The 23,055-nt window shown below is 59.4% G+C and carries 27 protein-coding genes; 12 read left to right on the top strand and 15 right to left on the bottom strand.

Translation table 11 applies throughout. The annotated features are described in order from the left end of the window. Positions 1–9 precede the first annotated feature (9 nt). The 3 genes from ACA070_RS30105 to ACA070_RS30095 are packed head-to-tail and all read right to left on the bottom strand — an operon-like array spanning position 10 to position 2,429. Positions 10–312 carry a hypothetical protein gene (locus ACA070_RS30105; RefSeq protein WP_497449431.1) on the bottom strand — a complete coding sequence of 101 codons (303 nt, stop codon included), beginning with the start codon at positions 310–312 and terminating at the stop codon, positions 10–12. Beyond that, the gene (locus ACA070_RS30100; protein WP_497449430.1) at positions 299–877 is read right to left on the bottom strand and encodes a hypothetical protein; all 579 of its coding nucleotides are present in this window, start codon (positions 875–877) and stop codon (positions 299–301) included. Before ACA070_RS30100 ends, ACA070_RS30105 begins: the two co-directional genes overlap by 14 nt. A 58-nt stretch (positions 878–935) precedes the next feature. Then, positions 936–2,429 carry a YifB family Mg chelatase-like AAA ATPase gene (locus ACA070_RS30095; protein ID WP_140675434.1) on the bottom strand — a complete coding sequence of 498 codons (1,494 nt, stop codon included), beginning with the start codon at positions 2,427–2,429 and terminating at the stop codon, positions 936–938. 283 nt (positions 2,430–2,712) lie between these two features. Here ACA070_RS30095 and ACA070_RS30090 point away from each other — a divergent pair, with 283 nt between their 5' ends. Further along, positions 2,713–2,991, top strand: a complete 279-nt coding sequence (locus ACA070_RS30090; RefSeq protein WP_497449429.1) for a HigA family addiction module antitoxin — start codon at positions 2,713–2,715, stop codon at positions 2,989–2,991. Here ACA070_RS30090 and ACA070_RS30085 read toward each other — a convergent pair. Further along, positions 2,988–3,515: a BRO-N domain-containing protein gene (locus ACA070_RS30085; RefSeq protein WP_497449428.1), complete on the bottom strand. Its 528-nt coding sequence runs from the start codon at positions 3,513–3,515 to the stop codon at positions 2,988–2,990. The two genes, ACA070_RS30090 and ACA070_RS30085, sit on opposite strands and share 4 nt — an antisense overlap. Positions 3,516–3,925: 410 nt before the next feature. Continuing rightward, positions 3,926–4,186 (bottom strand): accessory factor UbiK family protein, encoded by a 261-nt coding sequence (locus ACA070_RS30080; RefSeq protein ID WP_497449427.1) that lies wholly within the window; start codon positions 4,184–4,186, stop codon positions 3,926–3,928. A gap of 419 nt (positions 4,187–4,605) precedes the next feature. Here ACA070_RS30080 and glnK point away from each other — a divergent pair, with 419 nt between their 5' ends. The 4 genes from glnK to sutA all read left to right on the top strand — a co-directional run bounded on the left by glnK (position 4,606) and on the right by sutA (position 7,383). Next, positions 4,606–4,944: a P-II family nitrogen regulator gene (glnK, locus tag ACA070_RS30075; protein WP_002555808.1), complete on the top strand. Its 339-nt coding sequence runs from the start codon at positions 4,606–4,608 to the stop codon at positions 4,942–4,944. A 37-nt stretch (positions 4,945–4,981) separates the two neighbouring features. Beyond that, the gene (locus tag ACA070_RS30070) at positions 4,982–6,319 is read left to right on the top strand and encodes an ammonium transporter (protein ID WP_497449426.1); all 1,338 of its coding nucleotides are present in this window, start codon (positions 4,982–4,984) and stop codon (positions 6,317–6,319) included. A 213-nt stretch (positions 6,320–6,532) separates the two neighbouring features. After that, positions 6,533–6,958, top strand: coding sequence for a secondary thiamine-phosphate synthase enzyme YjbQ (locus ACA070_RS30065; protein WP_497449425.1), 426 nt, complete (start codon positions 6,533–6,535; stop codon positions 6,956–6,958). A 101-nt stretch (positions 6,959–7,059) separates the two neighbouring features. After that, positions 7,060–7,383, top strand: coding sequence for a dormancy-specific transcriptional regulator SutA (sutA, locus tag ACA070_RS30060; RefSeq protein WP_497449424.1), 324 nt, complete (start codon positions 7,060–7,062; stop codon positions 7,381–7,383). Between the two features lie 200 nt (positions 7,384–7,583). On the opposite strand, the gene ACA070_RS30055 is transcribed toward sutA, so the two are convergent. The 6 genes from ACA070_RS30055 to lptM are packed head-to-tail and all read right to left on the bottom strand — an operon-like array spanning position 7,584 to position 12,191. Beyond that, positions 7,584–8,288, bottom strand: a complete 705-nt coding sequence (locus ACA070_RS30055) for an HAD family hydrolase (protein ID WP_497449423.1) — start codon at positions 8,286–8,288, stop codon at positions 7,584–7,586. Continuing rightward, complete coding sequence (gene xerC, locus ACA070_RS30050) at positions 8,285–9,184, bottom strand: tyrosine recombinase XerC (RefSeq protein WP_497449422.1); 900 nt, start codon at positions 9,182–9,184, stop codon at positions 8,285–8,287. Before xerC ends, ACA070_RS30055 begins: the two co-directional genes overlap by 4 nt. Positions 9,185–9,186: 2 nt before the next feature. Next, positions 9,187–9,912: a DUF484 family protein gene (locus tag ACA070_RS30045; RefSeq protein ID WP_497449421.1), complete on the bottom strand. Its 726-nt coding sequence runs from the start codon at positions 9,910–9,912 to the stop codon at positions 9,187–9,189. A gap of 13 nt (positions 9,913–9,925) precedes the next feature. Then, positions 9,926–10,756, bottom strand: coding sequence for a diaminopimelate epimerase (gene dapF, locus ACA070_RS30040; RefSeq protein WP_461956267.1), 831 nt, complete (start codon positions 10,754–10,756; stop codon positions 9,926–9,928). A 4-nt stretch (positions 10,757–10,760) separates the two neighbouring features. Further along, positions 10,761–12,008: a diaminopimelate decarboxylase gene (lysA, locus tag ACA070_RS30035; protein WP_497449420.1), complete on the bottom strand. Its 1,248-nt coding sequence runs from the start codon at positions 12,006–12,008 to the stop codon at positions 10,761–10,763. A 9-nt stretch (positions 12,009–12,017) separates the two neighbouring features. Then, complete coding sequence (gene lptM / locus ACA070_RS30030) at positions 12,018–12,191, bottom strand: LPS translocon maturation chaperone LptM (RefSeq protein WP_497449419.1); 174 nt, start codon at positions 12,189–12,191, stop codon at positions 12,018–12,020. Between the two features lie 306 nt (positions 12,192–12,497). Here lptM and cyaY point away from each other — a divergent pair, with 306 nt between their 5' ends. The 3 genes from cyaY (at position 12,498) to rnk (ending at position 13,740) form a co-directional block, all read left to right on the top strand. Continuing rightward, positions 12,498–12,830: an iron donor protein CyaY gene (cyaY, locus tag ACA070_RS30025; RefSeq protein WP_131060737.1), complete on the top strand. Its 333-nt coding sequence runs from the start codon at positions 12,498–12,500 to the stop codon at positions 12,828–12,830. Positions 12,831–12,834: 4 nt separating this feature from the next. Further along, positions 12,835–13,053, top strand: coding sequence for a DUF1289 domain-containing protein (locus ACA070_RS30020; RefSeq protein ID WP_314640211.1), 219 nt, complete (start codon positions 12,835–12,837; stop codon positions 13,051–13,053). A 276-nt stretch (positions 13,054–13,329) separates the two neighbouring features. Beyond that, the gene (gene rnk / locus ACA070_RS30015) at positions 13,330–13,740 is read left to right on the top strand and encodes a nucleoside diphosphate kinase regulator (RefSeq protein WP_497449418.1); all 411 of its coding nucleotides are present in this window, start codon (positions 13,330–13,332) and stop codon (positions 13,738–13,740) included. A gap of 5 nt (positions 13,741–13,745) precedes the next feature. On the opposite strand, the gene ACA070_RS30010 is transcribed toward rnk, so the two are convergent. The 3 genes from ACA070_RS30010 to ACA070_RS30000 form a co-directional block, all read right to left on the bottom strand. Next, positions 13,746–16,589 (bottom strand): class I adenylate cyclase, encoded by a 2,844-nt coding sequence (locus tag ACA070_RS30010; RefSeq protein ID WP_497449417.1) that lies wholly within the window; start codon positions 16,587–16,589, stop codon positions 13,746–13,748. Positions 16,590–16,780: 191 nt separating this feature from the next. Beyond that, entirely contained in the window at positions 16,781–17,026 is a 246-nt protein-coding gene (locus ACA070_RS30005) for a TIGR02647 family protein (protein ID WP_094470036.1), read from the bottom strand. A 358-nt stretch (positions 17,027–17,384) separates the two neighbouring features. Next, positions 17,385–17,669, bottom strand: coding sequence for a hypothetical protein (locus ACA070_RS30000; RefSeq protein WP_497449416.1), 285 nt, complete (start codon positions 17,667–17,669; stop codon positions 17,385–17,387). 125 nt (positions 17,670–17,794) lie between these two features. Here ACA070_RS30000 and ACA070_RS29995 point away from each other — a divergent pair, with 125 nt between their 5' ends. After that, positions 17,795–18,454, top strand: a complete 660-nt coding sequence (locus ACA070_RS29995) for a glutathione S-transferase family protein (protein WP_497449415.1) — start codon at positions 17,795–17,797, stop codon at positions 18,452–18,454. 139 nt (positions 18,455–18,593) lie between these two features. Here ACA070_RS29995 and argH read toward each other — a convergent pair whose 3' ends face one another. Continuing rightward, positions 18,594–19,988: an argininosuccinate lyase gene (gene argH / locus ACA070_RS29990; RefSeq protein WP_123509691.1), complete on the bottom strand. Its 1,395-nt coding sequence runs from the start codon at positions 19,986–19,988 to the stop codon at positions 18,594–18,596. Positions 19,989–20,449: 461 nt separating this feature from the next. Here argH and ACA070_RS29985 point away from each other — a divergent pair, with 461 nt between their 5' ends. The 3 genes from ACA070_RS29985 to ACA070_RS29975 all read left to right on the top strand — a co-directional run bounded on the left by ACA070_RS29985 (position 20,450) and on the right by ACA070_RS29975 (position 23,040). Next, positions 20,450–21,196 (top strand): LytR/AlgR family response regulator transcription factor, encoded by a 747-nt coding sequence (locus tag ACA070_RS29985; protein ID WP_497449414.1) that lies wholly within the window; start codon positions 20,450–20,452, stop codon positions 21,194–21,196. Between the two features lie 138 nt (positions 21,197–21,334). Further along, positions 21,335–22,276, top strand: coding sequence for a hydroxymethylbilane synthase (gene hemC / locus ACA070_RS29980; RefSeq protein WP_497449413.1), 942 nt, complete (start codon positions 21,335–21,337; stop codon positions 22,274–22,276). Then, the gene (locus ACA070_RS29975; protein ID WP_497449412.1) at positions 22,273–23,040 is read left to right on the top strand and encodes a uroporphyrinogen-III synthase; all 768 of its coding nucleotides are present in this window, start codon (positions 22,273–22,275) and stop codon (positions 23,038–23,040) included. The genes hemC and ACA070_RS29975 overlap by 4 nt, the downstream gene beginning before the upstream one ends. The last annotated feature ends 15 nt before the right edge of the window (positions 23,041–23,055 follow it).

Here is a 23,055-nt window from a genome sequence, read left to right as displayed (position 1 = left end):
ATTGGAGGGCTAAAAGGGAAGTCTCATCTTTGAGGCTTGCGCGGCGTCAAACAAACGCCGGATGAAATCGAAGTCGTTCCAGGTTTGATTGGTATAAAACCGATATTCCTTATTTTCGATCTCGTCCAAGTAGTAGATGACGTACTCCGCATATTTTTCATCCGCGTTGAAGCTGTAACGCAATGAAAGAGAGAAGATTTTTTCTTTGAGTTTCACAAGCGAGTTGTTGTCGTCATAACTCCAGGAGAATTCGCCTTGCTCTATTCTCACGGTGAGTGTCTTGACGAAATCGAGAAATTTAGGCGGTAACATATTGTCGCCCTCTGGCTGGGTTGACCTTTTCAAGGTTCTCTTTAATGTTTTCGAGATTGTGGTGAATAAGAATTCTGATCGGTTTCTCGAGCGGAGCGCTTGCCGAAGCAAAAATACCTTTTCTGATGGCGATTTCAGTTTCTCCAAGGATTTTGTCAATCCTTTCGAACTCCTGACCTGTGCCGGGTATTTTGGCAAACAGAATCCTGAAATGCTGATAGCACTTCAGCGCCAATGGATAGTTTTCGGTGTCCACATAACCTGCTGCTTCATTGAGCGTCGCAAGGCATTCGCTTACGGCTGAGGCGCCTTCTACAGCTTTTGCCTCCTTGAGTACTTTTTTGGCTTCTGCACTGATGCTTCGTGAGTAACGAACACTGTGCAGAACTTCAGCTATTGAAATGATGAGCGCAACGATGGTTATCACCGTGCCGACGTAGGAAAAGTTGTTCAGGGATGTCGGAAAGCCAACAACGATTTCCTGCTGCAGCAGCGCCGCCCATACGATAGCAATGCTTATGAAGCAATAGACGAATCTGATCCAATGACTCTTTAGTAACTCCATGTATTACTGACGCTCTCTCTGAATAGTGATCTGAATGATTTGCTGGAATAGCCATCGGTTACGCTGAGGCTGGTCGGTATTGCAGCGCTTCTGCCAAATGCTCGCGTGTAATTGCATTTACCTGTTCAAGGTCTGCCAATGTACGGGCTACCTTGAGCAAGCGGTGGGCCGACCGGAGTGACAAGGTCAAACGCTCGCAGGCAGTTTCCAGCCACGCTTCGTCGGTTGTGGATAACTTGCAGTGTCGACGCAGCCCTGGCAAATCAAGGAATGCGTTGGCACAGCCTTGGCGTTTGTTTTGACGCTCGCGCGCGTCGGCGACCAGCACCGCAGCAGTGGCAGTGTCATCACCAGGTTTGAGCGCAGGATTCAACGCCGTGGCTTCCCGAGCGACGGTCAGATGCAGGTCGATCCGATCTAGCAGCGGTCCAGATAATTTGTTGCGATAACGCTGGACCATGTCCGGTGTACAACTGCATTTGCCGCTGGGTTCGCCAAGATATCCACACGGGCATGGATTCATCGCGGCCACCAATTGAAAACGGGCTGGAAACCGCACGCGATCCTTGGCTCGGGAAATCACGATATGGCCGGATTCCAGCGGCTCCCTTAAAACCTCCAACACTTTGCGGTCGAATTCCGGCAGTTCATCGAGGAATAGAACGCCATGATGGGCGAGGGTGATTTCGCCGGGTTGGGGTTTCGATCCACCACCCACCAATGCAGGGCCGGAAGCCGAGTGATGGGGCTGGCGGAATGGTCTTTGCGGCCAGTGGCTCAAAGGCACGCAACTGGTGACGGATTGAATAGCTGCGACTTCTAGCGCCTCGTTTTCGGCTAACGGGGGAAGCAGCCCCGGTAACCGACTCGCCAACAGTGTTTTCCCGGTCCCCGGCGGCCCGCTAAACAGCAGGTTATGAGCCCCAGCCGCGGCAATCAGCAATGCGCGCTTGGCCGAGATTTGCCCCTGCACCTCATTCAAGTCCGGATAGGGTTTGCTGGCGTAGAGCAAACCATTGGAAACGTAAGGTTCAACCGGCGTATGTCCATTGAAGTGCGCGACGGCTTCCAGCAGGTGGTCCACGGCAAACACCTTCAACCCGGACGCCAGGCACGCCTCCTCGGCGTTCGCTCGCGGCACCATCAACGAGCGTCCGGCCTTGCGAGCAGCCAGCGCAGCCGGCAACACACCTCTGACGGCACGTACCGCGCCTGACAACGCCAACTCTCCCAGGCATTCAATGTCATCCAGCGTCAATGTCGGCACCTGCACGCTGGCGGACAGAATCCCCAAGGCAATCGCCAGATCAAACCGTCCTCCATCCTTGGGTAAGTCTGCAGGCGCGAGATTCAACGTGATGCGCCGCGCCGGGAATTGCAGCCCCGAATTGATGATCGCGCTGCGCACCCGATCCTTGCTTTCCTTCACTGCCGCTTCGGGCAAACCGACCATTGTCAGCGATGGCAAACCGTTGGCCAGATGGACTTCGACGGTGACGGCAGGCGCATCCACGCCAATCTGGGCGCGGCTGTGAACGATGGAGAGGGACATGGTCGTTCCTTGAACTTTACGGGAACCGCTTCCTGCGGTTTTTGAAGGGTAGTCGGGTCGTGTGACGGCGCAGGCACCAAACTTTCGCAGGATGTTGCGAGTGGTTTGTGATGATGAAGCGTAAAGGAGTGTGGATCGCCGATGTAATCAGTCGCGGGATGATGTTTTTGTAGGACCTTGCCGAGATCAATGAAGGACGGCGGTGAAAGGGTGCGAGCGCTCTTGTCTGATTGACCGGGCTGCTTAAGATCATCAGCTGATCGCTGACGTTGGAGAGGGAAAAATGAGTAGTAGTGGAATGCGGCCGGTTCATCCTGGCGAAATCCTCAAGGAGGATTTTCTTGAGCCGTTGGGCATTTCAGAGTCCGCTTTCGCCCATTCGTTGAACGAGCCGGTAAAAGCGATAAACGAAATCGTGATGCAGCAGCGTTGTGTCAGTGCTGATCTAGCGGGGAAGCTATCTCGCCACCTGAACACCACGCCCGAGTTCTGGCTGAACCTGCAGTTGACTTACGATCTGCGTAAAGCCGAAATCGAGCGTGGTTGCGCTTTGGCCACCTAAAGCGATTGCAGCATCCGCGAAGCACGCTTCCACCACGGTGCATTGACCGCACGTTGCGTCCGCTCACCATCCGCAAGCATGTGCGGAACATCCTGCAACCGAATCCACGGCTGGTTATTCCAGTGCAGCAAACTCAGCGACATCTCTGGCCAGTTCAACAGACTCAGGACCGGGCGTTCGCTTGTTGCCGGTTGCTGGGCATCTCTGAGGGCTGGCACCACGTCGTGGGTCAGCCATTCACGCAGGCCCCGGTATTCGGGGCAGTAGTGGTAGACGAGTAGGGCGTAGACGCCGGATTCGCTGATTAGCAGGGTGTTTTCGATGCTGCCGTGGATGAGCATCTGCACAGTTTGTTGTTGGTCAGGGTCGAGTTTTCGGACGGCGCGTTCGTCGAGGAACAGTCGCAATAGGCGGCCTAGATCTCGGGCACTAAACCAGGCTTGGTTTTCCAACAGCAGGGCGTGGAGGTGGAGTTTGTGGCGGGTAAAGACGTTGGGTACCAGATAAGCGTCATCGCTATTCATTAATACAGCTCCTTTTGCTTAAGGGGCTGCCGTCAATCGTCGCCAAACGATTGGGGTGGCAGCTGTACGCGGGTTGGCGAACCGGAGCAAAAGGAACCCGGCAGACCCGAGGGTCTCCCACGCACAGCCGCCATGACTCGAGAGATGGTCGTCGTGCTCCTTAAGCTTCCAGGTCGCCAAACCCAGTGCTGAATATTCAGCTGAGGATGAGCTTAGGAACCTGGGCTTCACGGCGCTATCGGACGGCGGTGGTGATCTTTGTAGGACGTTGCCGAGATTGTGGCGGGGCGGAAGATCAAAAGCTCGCCGCCCTTGGCAACTCCTACAGGTAAATCTGAAGGTCGTTCCGACCTTATCGCGAGCAGGCTCGCTCCTACAGTGGATTGGGCTTCACCGTGGGATCGATGGGGTTACTCGGTGGGCGGACTCAGCTTCGCTTCCAGTTCCGCAACCTTCGCCTCAAGGCTCTCCAACCGTGCCCGAGTACGTGCGAGCACGACCATCTGGCTATCAAACTCTTCCCGGCTCACCAGATCCAGCTTGCTGAAGCCGCTCTGCAGCAGCGCCTTGAACTGGCTTTCAATTTCGCTTTTCGGCAACGGGGTTTCGCCGCTGAAGAGGCGGGAGGCGGTGCCGCTCAGGGCGTCGAGGAAGTCTTTGGGTGCGAGCATGGGAAATGTCCTGTCAACAATGGCGGGCAGTGTATCACGCAGTGTCTATAGTCAATTCCGACCGCAGGGATGCACGCTTTTCGCGCATGTGGATGGACGGCCGCGCACTGTTGTTGTGCGTATCCGCCGGGCCGTTTGGGCGAAGCGGCGGTTGGCAGCGGCCAAGGGATTGAATTCAGTGGGTTTTGGCGAGATGGCAAGCTTTCTGCTTAGTCGGTAGTGACCCATGCACTGATGCAGTCGCTGTGACGAATGCAGTGCGCCAAGCGGAACGGGGGAAGTGTTTCGTGCGGAGTGGTTAGCAGGCGTCGGACGGGCAATCAAAGGCCGACGATGCGTTACAAAGCCAGGCACTGCGCTTAGACTTGAGTCGGGTTTGTTTTCCTGGGGCAAGTCCACCAATTCGGGAGAGAGTTTTCATGAAGCTAGTCACTGCCATCATCAAGCCGTTCAAGTTGGACGACGTGCGCGAGTCGCTGTCCGAGATCGGCGTGCAGGGCATTACCGTTACTGAAGTCAAAGGCTTCGGTCGGCAGAAGGGTCACACCGAGCTGTATCGCGGCGCGGAATATGTGGTCGATTTTCTGCCCAAGGTGAAGATCGATGTCGCCATTGACGACAAGGATCTGGACCGGGTTATCGAGGCGATAACCAAGGCTGCCAACACCGGCAAGATCGGTGACGGCAAGATCTTCGTGGTCAATCTGGAACAGGCGATTCGCATCCGTACCGGCGAAACCGATACCGACGCGATTTAAACGCCGCCACAAACCCAACGCCCCAGGAGAAAACAATATGACTCTGCGTAAATTCGCAGGGCTAGGAGCCCTGTTGTCCCTCGTAATGCCCAGCCTGGCTATGGCGGCAGACGAAGTGGTGGCCCCAGTCCTCAATTCCGGCGATACAGCCTGGATGATGACCTCGACAGCCCTCGTGCTGTTCATGACCATTCCCGGCCTCGCGCTGTTCTACGGCGGCATGGTCCGGTCGAAAAATATTCTTTCCGTGATGATGCAGTGCTTCGCCATTACCGGTCTGATCAGCATTCTGTGGGTCATTTATGGCTACAGCATCGCGTTCGACACCACCGGTATGGAACAGGGCGTCGTCAACTTCAACTCGTTCTTCGGCGGCATGGGCAAGGCATTCCTCGCCGGTGTCACGCCTTCGAGCCTGACCGGTCCTGCGGCGCTGTTCCCTGAGGCGGTGTTCATCACCTTCCAGATGACCTTCGCCATCATCACCCCTGCGCTGATCGTCGGTGCCTTCGCCGAGCGGATGAAGTTCTCCGCCATGCTGATCTTCATGGGCGTGTGGTTCACCCTGGTTTATGCACCAATTGCGCACATGGTCTGGTCCGGCAACGGCGGCCTGATGTGGGACTGGGGCGTGCTCGACTTCGCTGGCGGCACCGTGGTGCACATCAACGCCGGTGTGGCCGGTCTGATTGCCTGCCTGGTACTGGGCAAGCGCAAAGGCTTCCCGACCACTCCGATGGCACCGCATAACCTCGGTTACACCCTGATGGGCGCCGCGATGCTGTGGGTCGGCTGGTTCGGTTTCAACGCCGGTTCCGCCGCTGCGGCCAACGGCACCGCCGGCATGGCGATGCTGGTGACCCAGATCGCCACCGCCGCCGCTGCACTGGGCTGGATGTTCGCTGAGTGGATCACTCACGGCAAACCAAGTGCACTGGGTATCGCTTCGGGTGTTGTGGCCGGTCTGGTTGCCATCACCCCGGCCGCTGGCACCGTGGGCCCGATGGGCGCGCTGGTCATCGGCCTGGCAGCGGGCGTGGTGTGCTTCTTCTGCGCCACTACCCTGAAACGCAAACTCGGCTATGACGATTCCCTGGACGCCTTCGGTGTGCACGGTATCGGCGGTATCCTCGGCGCGATCCTGACCGGTGTGTTTGCTGCACCTTCCCTGGGTGGCTTCGGCACCGTCACCGACATCGCCGCTCAAGTCTGGATTCAGTGCAAAGGTGTGGGCTTCACGGTGATCTACACCGCGATCGTCACCTACATCATTCTCAAGGTCCTGGACGCTGTCATGGGGCTGCGTATTACGGAAGAAGAAGAGGCCGTCGGCATCGACCTGGCACTTCACAACGAACGCGGCTACAACTTGTAGTACGCGCATAAAAAACTTGCCCGGCTTGCCGGGCATTTTTTTGTCTGGAGTTTGTCAGTGAAGGGCCTGCTGAAAGGTTTTTTCGTACACGTTTAGTGGCGTTTACGACGGGCGTTTTTCTGCGGCCAATGGCTTACATGATTGAAGGAATATTAGGGCCTTTGTTTTTTCCCAGAGCGCGCTAGAATGCGCCCCGAACGTGCGGAGAACTGTATGTGGCAACAGACTCTGATTACCCTGCGGGCACGGCCCCGGGGCTTTCATCTGGTAACGGACGAGTTACTCGCCGGCCTGCCTGAACTCAAGGCGTGTCGGGTCGGTCTGTTGCATTTGTGGCTGCAGCATACCTCGGCGTCGTTGACCATCAACGAGAACGCCGATCCGGCGGTACGTCGCGACTTCGAACGATTTTTCAATCGTCTGATCCCACAAGGAGCAGACGGCTATGAGCATAACGACGAAGGCCTGGACGACCTCCCGGCGCACTTCAAGGCCAGCGTGCTTGGCTGTCAGCTCAGTTTGCCGATTTCGGCAGGCCGACTGGCGCTGGGGACCTGGCAAGGTGTTTATCTGGGCGAGCACCGTGATCATGGCGGTGCCCGTAAAGTCCTCGCCACCGTGCACGGTGAAGAGGCATAAGCCGCTGGTCACAAGCGGTTACTGAATTTTTCCGGCGACTGTCGACAGACGGTGAAGCTGGGCTATAACTAATCTGCTTTTCGCAAGTCATGAGGTAGAACATGAGCGACGATGATCTGGAAAACGACGACCTCGAAGTAGGCGACGACGACGAAACCGAAGAAGGTCTGGAAACAGCAGCGGAAGACGTTGCTGAAGACGATGGCGGTGAAGCGCCCGTTCCGACCGCCAAAGGCAAAGCCAAGGCTGCGGTTTCGGTCGATGAACTGCCGAGCGTCGAAGCCAAGAACAAGGAACGCGATGCTCTCGCGCGGGCCATGGAAGAGTTTTTGGCCAAGGGCGGCAAGGTGCAGGAAGTGGAGGCCAACGTGGTCGCCGATCCTCCCAAGAAGCCTGACAACAAGTACGGCAGCCGGCCTATCTAAGCGTTTGCCCTTGCTTGCTGCAAAAGCCCGCCGTCGCTGCGGGCTTTTTCATGGGCGGAGCAAAAGTTTCGGGCTTGGCACGCCCCAATGTGGGAGCGAGCCTGCTCGCGATGAGGCCGTCACATTAAAATCTATGTCGGCTGACACACCGCTATCGCGAGCAGGCTCGCTCCCACAGGGGATATGTGTGATCTCAAGGATCATTGCTGGGCATTCCACCGCGCCAACAACGCCGGCAACTCGGTCAGGCTTCCAATCTCCGCATCCGGCGCCTTCTCGGCTTCCCACACTTTACCCGCCGGGTTAAACCAGATCGCCCGCAACCCCGCCTGCTGCGCTCCGGCAATGTCATCCCCTGGATGATCGCCAATATGCACCGCCGTCTCCGCCGTCGCCCCCCCGCGCTGCAACGCCTCATGGAACAGTCGCGCATCAGGCTTGGCGATGCCGATGTCTTCGGCGCACAAAGCGAACTTGAAGTAATCCGCCAGCCCCAGCCGGCGCACATCGGCGTTGCCGTTGGTGACCACGCCCAGGGCGTAATGCTTGGCCAGTGTCTCCAGCGTCGGCTCGACGTCGGGGAACACCTCAATCTGATGCCGGGCATGCAGAAACACTTCAAAACTCTTGTCGGCCAAGTCCGAAGCCTCGCCGTGGTTGTAACCGGCCTCTTCCAATGCATGGAACAACACCCGGCGCCGCAGCGCACTGATGCGGTGTTTCAGGCTCGGATCGCTGCTCAGGACCCGCTCGCGAATGGTCCACAAATGTTCCACCGGCACCGCGCCCAGGTTCGGTGCGTGCTCGGTCAGCCATTCGCGTAGTATGGCTTCGGCGCTGACGATCACCGGGGCGGTGTCCCACAGGGTATCGTCGAGGTCGAAGGTGATCAGTTGGATGGTCATGAATCATCGCCCTTAATGCGTTTGGCCCGTGGGTGGGCGCTGTCGTAGACCGTGGCCAGGTGCTGGAAGTCCAGGTGGGTGTAGATCTGGGTGGTCTTGATGTCCGAGTGGCCAAGCAATTCCTGTACGGCGCGCAGGTCCTGCGAGGATTCCAGCAAATGGCTGGCAAAGGAGTGCCGCAGCATGTGCGGGTGCAAGTTCTGCCCCAGCTCGCGCTCGCCGGCCGCCTTGACCCGCACCTGAATCGCCCGAGGGCCAAGGCGCCGGCCTTGCTGGCTGACAAACACGGCGTCGTCCGCCGGGTTGGTCAAGGCCCGCAGCGGCAGCCACAGCTCCAGGGCTTCACGGGCTTTTTTGCCCACGGGAAGCAGTCGAGTCTTGCTGCCCTTGCCGAGCACCTGAACCATGCCGTCGGCCAGATCCAGCTGATCCAGATTGAGTCCGGTCAGCTCCGACAGCCGCAAACCGGAGGAATAGAACAGCTCCAGAATCGCCTGATCCCGACGTGCCAGGAAATCATCCTCCACCGCGCCTTCAAGCAACTGCAGTGCGCGGTCAGTGTCGAGGGTTTTCGGCAGCCGACGTTCACCCTTGGGCGGCGCCAGACCGTTGGCCGGGTCGTGATCGCAGAGGCCTTCGCGGTTGAGGTAGTGATAGAGCCCACGAACTGCCGACAGCAGCCGCGCCAGGCTGCGGGATGATTGGCCCTGTGAATGCAGGCGCGCGATCAGGCTGCGCAGACGCTGAATATCCAGTGCGGCCCAGCTGCTGATGTTCTGTTTGACGCACCAGCCCAGCACTTTATCGAGGTCGCGGCGGTAGGCGTACAGCGTGTGGGGCGACACCTGTCGCTCACTGCGCAGGTGTTCGCAGTAAGCGTCCAGTTGTCGTTCCATGGTCAGCGTACCGAGCGCAGGGAGCTGTTGACCCGAGGCAGGACGCGACCCATGACTTCGGCGATGTAGCTCAGGAACAGCGTGCCGACCGAGCTTTTGTAGTGCTGCGGGTCGCGGCTGGCGATGGCCAGGACGCCGTGGATGCCTTGATAGCTGATGGCGACGACGGCGGTGGAGCCGATCTGCTTGCGCTGTTCCTCGCCGAACAGGAAGTCCAGTTCGTGCTCACGCAGGCTGCCGCTGACGCTTTTGTCTTCCGAGAGCAAGCCGCCAATGGCCGTTTGCGCGTCGGCATGGGTGACCCAGCGGCCCACCGGCATGGGATTGTCGCCCAGCAGGATCAGGCTGACAAAAGGCACCTGGAAGTCCTGGCGCAGACTGTCTTCGACGCTGATCACCACGTCTTCCAGGCTGTTGGCGTCCATCAGCGCGAGAATCAGGCGGCGGGTCTTGTCGAAGAGGCGGTCGTTGTCGCGGGCCACGTCCATCAAGTGCGAGAGGCGATGACGCAGCTCGATGTTGCGGTCGCGCAGGATCTTCATCTGGCGCTCGACCAACGAGACGGTATCGCCGCGCTGGTGCGGAATGCGCAAGTCCGGGAGCAGTTCTTCATGCTCGACGAAGAAATCCGGATGAGCCTCCAGGTACGCGGCAATCGCCGCCGCCTCAAGGCTTTCGGAAGAGGATTCGTCGGGCTGTTGGGCGGGAACCTGGGGCTTATCTTTCATGGATTCAACTCTCTCAAAGACGCACTTGTCCTTCATAAACGCGGACTGCCGGGCCGGTCATCATGACCGGTTGGCCAGGGCCTGCCCATTCAATGGACAAACGCCCGCCAGGCAGGTCGATCAATAGCGGCGAATCCATCCACCCCTGGCTGATCGCAGCCACTGCGGCAGCGCATGCGCCGGTTCCGCAGGCTTGGGTTTCCCCGGCGCCACGTTCCCAGACGCGCAACTGCGCACGGTTCCGGTCGATGACCTGGAGAAAACCGACATTGACCCGCGCCGGGAAGCGCGGGTGGTGTTCGATTTTCGGCCCCAGTTCATGCACCGGTGCGTTATTGATGTCGCTGACCCGCAGCACGGCATGGGGGTTGCCCATGGACACAGCGGCCAGTTCGACCGTCGCACCCTCGACATCGAGCTTATAACTCAGGGCCTGTTCTGGCGCCTCGAATGGAATCTCGGCCGGCACCAGGCGTGGTGCGCCCATGTTGACACCGATCTGGCCGTCGCTGCGGATATCCAGTTCGATGATGCCGCTTTTGGTCTCGACGCGGATCTGCCGTTTTGCGGTCAGGCGCTTGTCGAGTACGAAGCGGGCGAAACAGCGCGCACCGTTGCCGCACTGTTCCACTTCGGAACCGTCGGAGTTGAAGATCCGGTAGCGGAAATCCACGTCCGGGTTGCTCGGTGCTTCGACGATCAGCAACTGGTCGAAACCGATGCCGGTGTGCCGATCGCCCCATTGCTTGGCATGCTTGGGCAGAATGTGCGCGTGCTGGCTGACCAGGTCGAGGACCATGAAGTCGTTGCCCAGGCCGTGCATCTTGGTAAAACGCAGCAGCATGGTTTTACTCCGGCAGCAGGCTTTCGCCAGCAAACAACTCGGCTACCGTCTCACGGCGACGCACTTCAAATGCCTGATCACCGTCCACCAACACTTCAGCGGCACGGCCGCGAGTGTTGTAGTTGGAACTCATGACAAACCCGTAGGCGCCAGCCGAATGCACGGCCAGCAGGTCGCCTTCTTCCAGGGCCAACTCACGATCCTTGGCCAGGAAATCGCCGGTTTCGCAGATCGGGCCAACGATGTCGTAGGCACGAGCCGCGGTAGCGCGAGGGCGCACGGCGGTGACGTCCATCCAGGCCTGGTACAGCGCCGGGCGGATCAAGTCGTTCATGGCCGCATCAACGATGGCGAAATCTTTGTGTTCAGTGTGCTTGAGGTACTCGACCTGGGTCAGCAGCACGCCGGCGTTGGCGACAATGAAGCGGCCCGGCTCGAACACCAGCGCCAGGTCACGACCGTCGAGACGCTCGCGCACGGCTTTGATGTAGTCGGCAGCCAATGGCGGCTCTTCATCGCGATAACGCACGCCCAAACCACCACCGAGATCGATGTGGCGCAGGTAAATGCCGCAATCGCCGAGGCGGTCGACCAGGCCCAGCAGGCGGTCGAGGGCGTCGATGAAGGGCGGCAGGGTGGTCAGTTGCGAACCGATGTGGCAATCGACGCCGACCACTTCCAGGTTCGGCAGCTGCGCGGCGCGGATGTACACGTCTTCGGCGTCGGCAATAGCGATGCCGAACTTGTTCTCTTTGAGACCGGTGGAAATGTACGGGTGAGTGCCGGCGTCGACGTCCGGGTTCACGCGCAGCGAGATCGGCGCACGAACGCCCAGCTCGGCGGCGACCACTTGCAGACGCTCCAGCTCATCGGTGGATTCGACGTTGAAGCAATGGACGCCAACTTCCAGGGCGCGACGCATGTCGTCACGGGTCTTGCCGACGCCGGAGAAAACAATCTTGTCGGCGCTGCCGCCAGCGGCCAGTACGCGTTCAAGCTCGCCCCGGGAAACGATGTCGAAACCGGCGCCTAAACGCGCCAGGACATTGAGTACACCCAGGTTGGAGTTGGCCTTGACCGCAAAGCAGACCAGGTGCGGCATGCCGGCCAGCGCATCGGCGAAAGCCAGGTACTGGGCTTCAATATGGGCGCGGGAGTAGACGTAAGTCGGTGTGCCAAAGCGCTCGGCGATGGCGGACAGGGCAACACCTTCCGCGAACAGCTCACCGTCACGGTAGTTAAAAGCGTCCATGGCGTTCCCTTATTGGTAGACGTCGTGCTTGTGTGCTTTGGACGGCTGCTTTTGCGAGGACTGGGCCTGCTCGGCAGGGTCTTGGGAGTCATCGGGCAGGTACAGCGGGCCTTTTTGACCACAGGCCGACACAAGGCAGGCAACCGCGAAAAGCGCGGCAAGGGAAGAGATCAGGCGCTTCATGGCGAAATCCTTGAAAATGCGTTAATTGCGCCGGAGTATACCGACCACCCGGCAGCTTGCCTATGCGACGGGGCTCCCGTCCGGCGGGGCTTGGCCGATCCTCCTAGATCACGCATTCCCGGTGGGAGCGGGCTTGCTCGCGAAAGCGGAGTATCAGTCGACTTTTATATTGACTGACACACCGCTTTCGCGAGCAAGCCCGCTCCCACAGGTTTAGTGATCTGTCGGTTATCCTTTGCAATCACCGGGGCTCGGCCGTATCTTGCGGCGCTTGAGCGTGAACAGACACTTTTTGAGGTTGCCGTAATGAGTTTGACCGAAGCCCGTTTCCACGATCTGGTCGATGCCACCCAGCAGACGCTGGAGGATGTTTTCGATGAGAGTGACCTGGATATCGATCTGGAGAGCTCGGCCGGTGTGCTCACCGTCAAGTTCGAAAACGGCAGCCAGTTGATCTTCAGCCGCCAGGAACCCCTGCGTCAGCTGTGGCTGGCGGCGGTGTCCGGCGGTTTCCATTTCGATTACGACGCCGAGAGCGAGCGCTGGATGTGCGACAAGAGCGAAGAGCAGCTGGGCGAGATGCTTGAACGCATCGTCAAGCAGCAGGCTGGCGTCGAACTCGATTTCGAAGGCCTGTGAGATCGTGACGCAACCTGCGCCCGTTCGTCCGCCCAAGCCGCTCTACAGCAACGTCAGCCCGGCGGTGCCTTCGCCGTGCAGCGGTGTGTGCCGGCTGGACGAGCAGAAGGTCTGCCTCGGGTGTTTTCGCCATGTCGAAGACATCCGCGAATGGCGATCGGCGGACGATGATCGCCGCCGTGTGATCTGCGCCCAGGCAGTCCAGCGCAAAGTCTTGGCATAAGAGCTTTTGTGGCGAGGGAGCTTGCTCCCGCCGGGCTGCGAAGCGGCCCCAAAAAGCTCACGACTGCTGCGCAGCCGAGCGGGAGCAAGCTCCCTCGCCACAGGCAAGCCCCTCTCCAAAATGCCAGCGCAGGGTCGTGGTCGCCGCTGACTTGTATATTTATTGAGCTGTGATAGTGTCCAGAAACGCCTCAACCCATCGAGGCTCGTGAAAACCCCGCCTTTTTCTGGCGGGGTTTTGCTTTTTCTGTGCAGAAGAAAGGAGTCTGCCTCTATCATGACCGCACCTTCCATCACCCTTACTCGTCTGGACGTGCAACGTCTGGAACGCCTGATCGACAGCCTGGATGACACGCTGCCGGGCGTTATCGCGCTGCAAACCGAACTGGATCGCGCCGATACCCTGGTCGGTCACGAAGACGTGCCTGCCGATGTCGTGACCATGAATTCCCGTGTGCATTGCCGCGAAGAAATCAGCGGCAAGGACTACCACCTGACGTTGGTTTACCCCAAGGATGCCAACGCTGACGAAGGCAAGATTTCGATTCTGGCGCCAGTCGGCAGCGCACTGTTGGGCCTCAAGGTTGGTCAACACATCGACTGGCCAGCACCGGGCAGCAAGACCCTGAAACTGACCCTGCTGGAAGTCGAATCGCAACCGGCCGAGGGCGGCCACTTTCCGGAATAAACCGCTTAGACCTGCTCGAGCGCCTCATTCAACGCGCGCTCCAGGTCGGCCTTGTAGCGCAAGTACAGATTGCTTGAACTCTGAGCATCACCGAGCAGGCCCGACAAATCCAGATCGGTGATGTAGCAGCGATAGCGCTCGGCTTCCCGGCGCTGCTCGACGATTTCCTGGGCGACCACGCTGAATAACTGCTCGCCATACTCCAGCTCTGAAAATTCCCGCTGATTGCAATACAACGTGACCTGCACCTGGCCCGGTGCGGCTTTGCCGATGATCGCCTGCACGTCGTAGAACGGTTTGTTGATCGGGGTTTGCGGCGCTGGCCGGGCTTCGACTCGACGCGCTCGCCCGGGACCTGACGGCAATAGCTGGTAATACAACGTGTCCAGGTTCAGTGGCTGGGCGGTGTTCATCGGCAGCAAGGCGTCGCGTCGGTACTGGATCGATTGCAGGAACCGTTGCAGCGGCACCAGCAGGCTTTGCTCGTCGTGATAGGGCAAACGCTGCTGCCACAGGGCATTGAACTCATCCAGTACGTACAGATCAGCTTGCTGATCGTTGATTCGGTAAAACACCTGAATGCACTCGGGCTGGCCCATTGGCAGGAGCAGCGCCAAGTCGTGGTCTTCCAGGGCCATCGGGTCCAGGTGCAGCGGGCTGTAGCTCGCCAGTTCTTCACCCAGATAATCGAACAGCGCTGGCAGGGTGGCGAGGGCAACGTGATTGACGTGGCCGGGCACCAGTTCCAGAACGTGGTAATGCTGCTGGACTTGAACCAGGTAACGATGATTGAGCTTGCTCAACAGCAGGTTTTGCGCAGTATCGAGGACCTCTTCGACCCGTCGGGCGATGAATTGCGCACGGTTGTGGCAGAAGCAACGAACCCTCAATCTCGGTTGTTGGGGTCCGTCAGGCAGGTTGTTGAGGTAATCGCGCAGGCAGTCGAGCAGGGCGTGAGGGCCGTCGTAGCGGTTGACCAGAACTTCGTTCCAGCTGTTGAGCGTGACCTGGTCCAGGGTCAGCACCAGGTTTTCCCGCACCCCGGCGTAGCTCAGGGAGTCGGTGCGCTCGGTGGTCATCAGGATATTCAGGTCGCGATGGTGCTTGAGCGGATCGACGCCGACGTTCACCAGAATCAACACTTCACTCGGCACGCTGGCGCGCAACAACGGCTCTTCGGCAACGGTCGCCAACGGCAAGGCGATGCTTTGTTGCAGGCTGCCGAGCAGGTTGAACAGTTCAAATTCGCTCAAGTCGCTGGTGCCCGGATGCAAGGCGAGGCGGGTGCTGCTATCGATCACGCCATTGCGGTGGCACCAGGTCAGCAGCTCCAGCAATTGGCGGCTGCGCTTGATAGGCGCGAAATGTTCCCACTCGTGGGCTGTCAGACTGCCGTTATACAAACCCCACTGGGTTTGCCCGGGTTCTTTCTTGTTGGGCGCTTGCACCAGGGTCAGCGTGTCTTCGGCCAAGTCCGGGGCGATGCCAGGGTTGATGAACTCGACTTTGTCCGCCTTACGCTCAAAGGCTGCATACAGCCGTCGACCCAGCACGTTGAGGTCGCGTTTGTTGATCAGGCTGACGGTTTGCTCGTCGCGGGCGAACTGGGTCAGGAAGCGGTAGCTGTAGTTGAGCTCGTTGACCAAGGCTCGGCGCTCGGTGCTGACCTGGCGGACTTTCCATTGGCTGCGGCTGTCGAGCAGCGCCAGTTGCCGCTGATCCCAATTCCATTCATGAGCCAGTCGCTCAAGCAGTGAACGCTGCCAACTCTGGGTACGACTGCTGCCGGTGAGCTTGCGGTTGACCTTCAGGTACAGCGCGCGGCGTACCAGTTCCAGGCGCTCCGGCTCGCCACGAGCGGTCAGGTATTCCTCGATGCGTCGGTAAACGACGATATAGGGGTCGAGCTCGTCGAGGTCCAGTTGATTGGCGAATACCGCCTGCTTGAAACGCAGGCTCAGGCAGTGAACCTTCGGGTGTTCGCTGGCGTAAACCTCGATCAGCAGTAGCTTGAGCACGGACTTGTAGGGCGACTCGATGCCCTTGAACAACTGCCAGAGCCCGGCGCCGATAAATTCGCCGGGCGGGATATAGGCCAGATGCCCCAGGTCCAGCGCCTCGTCGGCGCGGATGAAACGCTTGGACAGCAGCGTGTGGGTATAACGGTCGTAGGCAGCTTCTTCGTAGACCGGCACCAGCCACCAGATCGGTGTGCGACCGGCCAGCCAGATCGCGGTGCGGTAGAACTCGTCCAGCAGCAGGTAGTGCTGGGTCGTGCCGCAGTCATCCGAGCTCAATTGCGTATCGCGCTCACCGAGCACGAAGCGGGCCGGGTCGATCAGAAAGAAATGGGCCTCGGCGCCCTGGCTGGCGGCCCAGACCTCGAGCAGTTGGCACTTTTTACGCAGCTCGGCGAGTTCGTTCTCGCTCAAGTCCGGCCTGTGACAGACCCACACGTCCATGTCGCTCTGATCGGCCTGGGCCAGGGTGCCAAGGCTGCCCATCAGGAACAGACCGTGAATCGGTCGCGGCGGGTTGCTGCCATGGCGCGGCTTATAGGAGAACGATCGGGTCAGGCGCTGGGCTTCAGCGAGAGCGTTGGCGTCCGGCTCGAAATTCGACAGCCCGGCCGGCGTGCTGCCCGACACATAACCCGGCAACAACGGATGATTCACGTGGAAGAACAGCGGCAGCAGCGTCAACACCGTTTGCTGGCGGGTCGACAACCCTTCCATGGCACGGGCCATGCGGCCTTCGTTGAGCTTGAGAAAACGTGCGCGCAGCTGGCTGAGAACCTTGCGGTCGATTCCCTCGTCCAGATCGGGGCGGATTTCATGGGTGCGGGTCATGTCAGCTCAAACCGGCTCGCGGGGCACGGACGTAGGGTCTGCGGATGAGGGGCAGTTTAGCGCCTCGGGCCCGGGACTTTTAAGCTGATTTTGTTTTTGACGTCAGATTTATATCGCGCGGCGATCGCAGATCACAAAGTGTGCCCGCGGAAATCCCGTAGCAGGGGTTTCCGTGGGCGATGCGGTAATACTCAGGCTGTTTCCTGGACGCTCAGGATCGTCAGAACGGTTTGTACATTTTGCGCGGCGTCACGACCCAGGCTGGTCAGATAACCACCATCGGGCTGGTCGATCAGTTCTTTTTCGTACAGGCGTTGAGCGGCAGCAATGGCTTTCGGGGCAGCGGTCTGATGAATTTTCAAACCTTCCTGGGAACTGTCCAGGTTGAAGAGGGCGAGGATTTCCAGTTCGGCAACCAACTCAGGGGTAAGCGACATAAGGACTCCAGACTTTCTAGGAATTGGACGACAGCGCCCCTAAGGTGAGCCCACTCGTGCGGCATGTCCAGTGCCTGCATCAGGGTTTTTTTCGCCTCGGGATGCGTTCCCCGGCGGGTGGTGCGGCAGCGGGGTGGATTCAGTGTAGTCAGGGTGCGGGGGAAGGCGGGGGAGATTGGTGACAATCTGTGTTGAGAGCGGGTTATGAGGCGAGGGAGCTTCTGCAGCAAAGGGGGCTTTTGTGGCGAGGGAGCTTGCTCCCGCTCGGCTGCGAAGCAGTCGCAAAGCTTGGGGCCGCTTCGCGCCCCAGCGGGAGCAAGCTCCCTCGCCACAGGAATCTGCGCCCTTGAGGTCGGAGTTACTTCTTTTCCGGCGGCAGCTCTGGCAACGCACGCAGTGCCGTTTCGTACCATTCGGTATTGAACGCGCGGTCTTCTTCGAGGATCGCGTCGATTTCTACCGCCAACACGTGAGCCATCAGGCTGAGGATTTCTTCACGCTCGTAACCCACCAGGGTCAGCTTGTTGAAGGTCGCCTTGGCGGCTGGCGGGTTGTCGCTTTCGATCTGGTTTTCGATGGCTTCGATCAGGGTGGTTTCGGTGAATTCTTCTTCGTCGTTATCGATGTCGGTTGGCTCGCTCATGGCAGGCTCCTCAAGTTTAAGGCGGCCAGTTTACCTGCATTCAGCGCTGTGATGCTGCTGGCAGAAATCGCCTCGGCGTTCTATAAACAGGCACTGCCAACCCCGCACGGCCTGGAGGCTATGTGATGCTCAAGCTTTATGGATTCTCCGTCAGTAACTACTACAACATGGTCAAGCTGGCGCTGCTCGAGAAGGGCGTGCCGTTTGAAGAAGTACCGTTTTACGCGGGCACCAGCCCGGAAGCATTGGCCATCAGCCCGCGTGGCAAAGTGCCGGTCTTGCGCACCGAGCAGGGCTTCATCAACGAAACGGCGGTGATCCTCGAGTACATCGAGCAAAGCCAGAAAGGTACGCCGCTGTTGCCTAGCGATCCTTTCGAACGTGCCCAAGTGCTGGCGCTGGCAAAGGAAATCGAGCTGTACATCGAGTTGCCGGCTCGCGCGTGCTACGCCGAGGCATTTTTCGGTATGCAGGTACCCGAGGCGATCAAAGACAAGACCAAGGCTGAATTGCTGCTGGGGTTTGCGTCCTTGGGCAGGCACGGCAAGTTCTCCCCTTATGTGGCGGGGGACAGCCTGAGCATTGCGGATCTGTACTTCCTGTACAGCGTGCCGCTGGCTTGTGCGGTGGCGCAAAAGCTGTTCGATCTGGATTTGCTGGCCGAGATGCCGGCGGCCAAGGCGCTGTTAAAACGTTTGGAGCAGAACCCGAACGTGCAGCGGATTGCGGCGGACAAGGAAGCGGCGATGCCGGCGTTTATGGCGATGGTCGCGTCCAAGAAGTAGGTTTGTAGTGTTCTGAAGTCAGTCATCGCGAGCAGGCTCACTCCCACATAGAACTTTGGTGTTCACAGAAATTGTGTGCACCATCAATCTAATGTGGGAGCGAGCTTGCTCCGGGCGGCGTTCCGACGATGCTTTTGACTTAGCGGCTGGCGAGCAATGCCTGACCGCGAACCACAGCCTTCTTGACCTGCGCCGGCGCAGTGCCGCCGATATGGTCACGGGCGTTCACCGAGCCTTCCAGGGTCAGCACGGCGAACACGTCCTGATCGATCTGGTCGCTGAACTTGCGCAGCTCCTCCAGGCTCATTTCCGCCAGGTCTTTACCGCTTTCCACGCCGTACTTCACGGCATGGCCGACGATTTCGTGGCAGTCACGGAACGGCAGGCCACGGCGTACCAGGTAGTCAGCCAGGTCGGTCGCAGTGGAGAAACCACGCAGCGCCGCTTCGCGCATCATCGCGTGCTTGGGTTTGATCGCCGGGATCATGTCGGCGAAGGCCCGCAGCGAGTCGCGCAAGGTGTCGGCCGCGTCGAACAGTGGTTCCTTGTCTTCCTGGTTGTCCTTGTTGTAGGCCAGTGGCTGGCCTTTCATCAAGGTCAGCAGGCCCATCAGCGCGCCGAAGACGCGACCGGTCTTGCCGCGCACCAGCTCTGGCACGTCCGGGTTTTTCTTTTGCGGCATGATCGAGCTGCCGGTGCAGAAGCGGTCCGGCAGATCGATGAACTGGAACTGCGCGCTGGTCCACAGCACCAGCTCTTCAGAGAAACGCGACAAGTGCATCATCGCGATGCTCGCGGCCGAGCAGAATTCGATGGCGAAGTCGCGATCGGAAACGTTGTCCAGCGAGTTGCCGCCGACCGCGTCGAAGCCCAGCAGTTGAGCGGTGAATTCGCGGTCGATCGGGTAAGTGGTGCCGGCCAGCGCGGCGCTGCCCAACGGCATGCGGTTGGTGCGCTTGCGGCAGTCCACCAGACGCTCGTAGTCGCGGCTGAGCATTTCGAACCAGGCCAGCATGTGGTGCCCGAACGTCACCGGCTGTGCGGTTTGCAGGTGGGTGAAGCCCGGCATGATGCTGCCGGCTTCGCGCTCGGCCTGCTCCAGCAAGCCTTTTTGCAGGCGGGTGATTTCCGCCAGGATCAGGTCGATCTCATCACGCAGCCACAGGCGGATGTCGGTGGCGACCTGGTCGTTGCGGCTGCGGCCGGTGTGGAGCTTTTTACCGGTCACGCCGATGCGGTCGGTCAGACGCGCCTCGATGTTCATGTGCACGTCTTCGAGGTCGATGCGCCAGTCGAACTGGCCGGCCTCGATTTCACCCTGGATGGTCTTCAAGCCATCAGTGATGCTGTCGCGCTCGGCGTCGGTCAGCACGCCGACCTTGGCCAGCATGGTGGCGTGGGCGATCGAGCCCATGATGTCGTGGCGATACAGGCGCTGGTCGAAAGTGACGGAGGCGGTGAAGCGGGCGACGAAGGCGTCGACGGGTTCACTGAAGCGGCCGCCCCAGGACTGATTGGTCTTGTCAGTGCTCATGAATTCGCTCGTGTCGGCTGGAGAAAAAATGACGGTGGAAGCTGCCGCGGATAATAACAGGGTTGCCAATCCTGTCGCTGACGCTGGTCGACAGGTTTTTTTTCCGAAGCGCAGTCCATACTCAGGACATGCCTTGTGGGAAATTACGCAACGATATTTTTCAATTGAGCAATATCGTCCCGGCAACCGTCTACAGTTGGACAATAGGATCAGCGCACTTCCCGGCGCTGCGGCTGACTATAAGAAGAGGGGGTGTTCATATTGCGTATCGGCAAACCCTACGGCGATACCTCGCTTACGCGGGCCAGAGCCTCCAATCACTTGGCAGATGAAAATTTAGCCGCCGGTCTCGCGGCACTTTTTGGCCCTCGCGCTAGTCTTAGCGTGGATCGCGGTGACGGACGTCACTTCACCTGTCTACGCTATCCTTGTGCGAGACTCACGCAGGAATCCAGCGCAATATGAATGTCCTGATCGTTGATGACGAACCCCTAGCCCGCGAGCGCCTGAGCCGAATGGTTGGCGAACTTGAGGGATACAGTGTCCTGGAGCCCAGCGCCACGAACGGCGAAGAGGCGTTGGCACTGATCGACAGTCACAAACCGGATATCGTGCTGCTCGATATCCGCATGCCGGGCCTCGATGGCCTGCAAGTGGCTGCCCGATTGTGCGAACGCGAAACCTCGCCCGCCGTGGTGTTTTGCACAGGGCCCGATGAATTTGCCGTGGAAGCCTTACAGGCCAGCGCCGTAGGCTATCTGGTGAAACCTGTGCGTACAGAACAATTGCATGAAGTACTAAAGAAAGCCGAGCGGCCCAATCGTGTCCAGCTCGCCGCCCTGACCCGCCCAGCGGCCGAAAGCGGTAGCGGCCCACGAAGCCACATCAGTGCCCGAACCCGTAAAGGTATTGAACTGATCCCGTTGGATCAGGTGGTCTACTTCATTGCCGATCACAAATACGTGACCTTGCGACATGAAGGCGGCGAAGTGCTGCTGGATGAACCGCTCAAGGCCCTGGAAGATGAGTTCGGCGATCGTTTCGTGCGCATCCACCGCAACGCTCTGGTCGCCCGGGAACGCATCGAACGCCTGCAACGCACGCCGCTTGGGCATTTTCAGCTATTCCTCAAAGGCCTTAATGGCGATGCCCTGATCGTCAGCCGTCGCCACGTGGCCGGCGTGCGCAAAATGATGCAACAGCTTTAATTCGCTGTTCACAGGCGAATTCCACACCCGTTTGCTGGACGTCCGAGGCCAGGGAGGCCACGCGGTTTCTGATACAAGTCAAAGTGGATTTGGCTGAGCTGTTATTATCCGCCGTATCTATTCAGTACGGATTGATCCATGTCCTCTCGCGAAATCCGCATCGCCACCCGCAAAAGTGCTCTCGCCCTGTGGCAGGCCGAATACGTCAAAACCCGTCTTGAAGTGGCCCATCCCGGTCTGATCGTGACGTTGGTGCCCATGGTCAGTCGTGGCGACAAGCTGCTCGACTCGCCCCTGTCGAAAATCGGTGGCAAGGGCCTGTTCGTCAAGGAACTGGAAACCGCGCTGCTGGAAAACGAAGCCGACATTGCCGTGCATTCCATGAAAGACGTGCCGATGGACTTTCCTGAAGGCCTTGGTCTGTTTTGCATCTGCGAACGCGAAGACCCGCGTGATGCCTTTGTTTCCAATACCTACGCCAGCCTGGATGAGTTGCCCCAAGGCAGCATCGTCGGCACTTCCAGCCTGCGCCGTCAGGCTCAGTTACTGACCCGTCGCCCGGACCTCGAAATCCGCTTCCTGCGCGGCAACGTCAACACGCGCCTGGCCAAGCTCGATGCCGGCGAATACGACGCCATCATCCTCGCAGCGGCCGGCCTGATTCGTCTGGGCTTTGAAGATCGCATCACCTCGGCGATCAGCGTCGACGACAGCCTCCCGGCCGGTGGCCAAGGTGCAGTCGGCATCGAATGCCGCAGCGCTGACAGCAAAATTCACGCGTTGCTGGCGCCACTGCATCACCAGGACACCGCCACCCGCGTGACCGCGGAACGTTCCCTCAACAAACATCTGAATGGCGGCTGCCAAGTGCCGATCGCCTGCTACGCCGTGCTTGAAGGCGAGCAGATCTGGTTGCGGGGGTTGGTGGGCGATCCGAGCGGCGGCCTGCTGCTCAGCGCCGAGGCCCGTGCGCCACGTGGCGATGCAGAAGCCTTGGGCGTGCAAGTGGCTGAAGATTTGCTGAGCCAAGGCGCCGACGACATTCTGAAGGCAGTCTATGGCGAGGCAGGTCACGAGTGACGGGCTGGCGCCTGTTGCTGACGCGCCCTGCGGATGAGTCGGCGGCGCTGACCAGCGTTTTGTCGCAAGTGGGGATTTTCAGCAGCAGCTTGCCGCTTCTGGAGATCGAGCCGATCCCTGTCTCTGACACAATGCGCGAGGTGATTCAGGGGCTGGATCGTTACTGTGCGGTGATCGTCGTCAGTAAACCGGCCGCCAGAATCGGTGTTGACCTGCTCAATCAGTATTGGCCGCAGCCACCGCACCCACGCTGGTTCAGCGTGGGCGCGGCGACTGCGCAGATTCTCGCGGATAACGGGCTGGAGGTGAGTTTCCCCGCCGAGGGCGATGACAGTGAAGCCTTGCTCGAACTTCCCTCGTTGCGCGAAGCAGTTGCCCGGCCCGATCCGCGGGTGCTGATCCTGCGCGGGGAGGGCGGGCGCGAGTTGCTGGCTGAGCGTTTGCGCGAGCTTGGTGCTAGTGTCGAATATCTGGAGTTGTACCGTCGCGGCCTGCCTCAATACCCGACGACGGTGCTGCCTGACCGGATCAAAGCGGAACGCTTGAACGGGCTGGTGGTCAGCAGTGGACAGGGTTTTGAGCACCTGCGCCAATTGGCGGGCGATACCTGGCCTGCGCTTGCGCAGTTGCCGTTGTTTGTTCCAAGCCCCAGGGTCGCCGAGCTGGCACGTGCCGCCGGGGCCCAAACAGTTGTGGATTGCCGTGGCGCCAGTGCCGCGGCTTTGCTGACGGCGTTACGGGAGCATCCCGAACCCGTTCTCTAATGCAAAGGATGGATA

Source organism: Pseudomonas sp. LBUM1678 (assembly GCF_059695575.1).
Note: the sequence above shows the minus strand (reverse complement) of the source record. Positions and strands in the feature narration are given on the sequence as shown.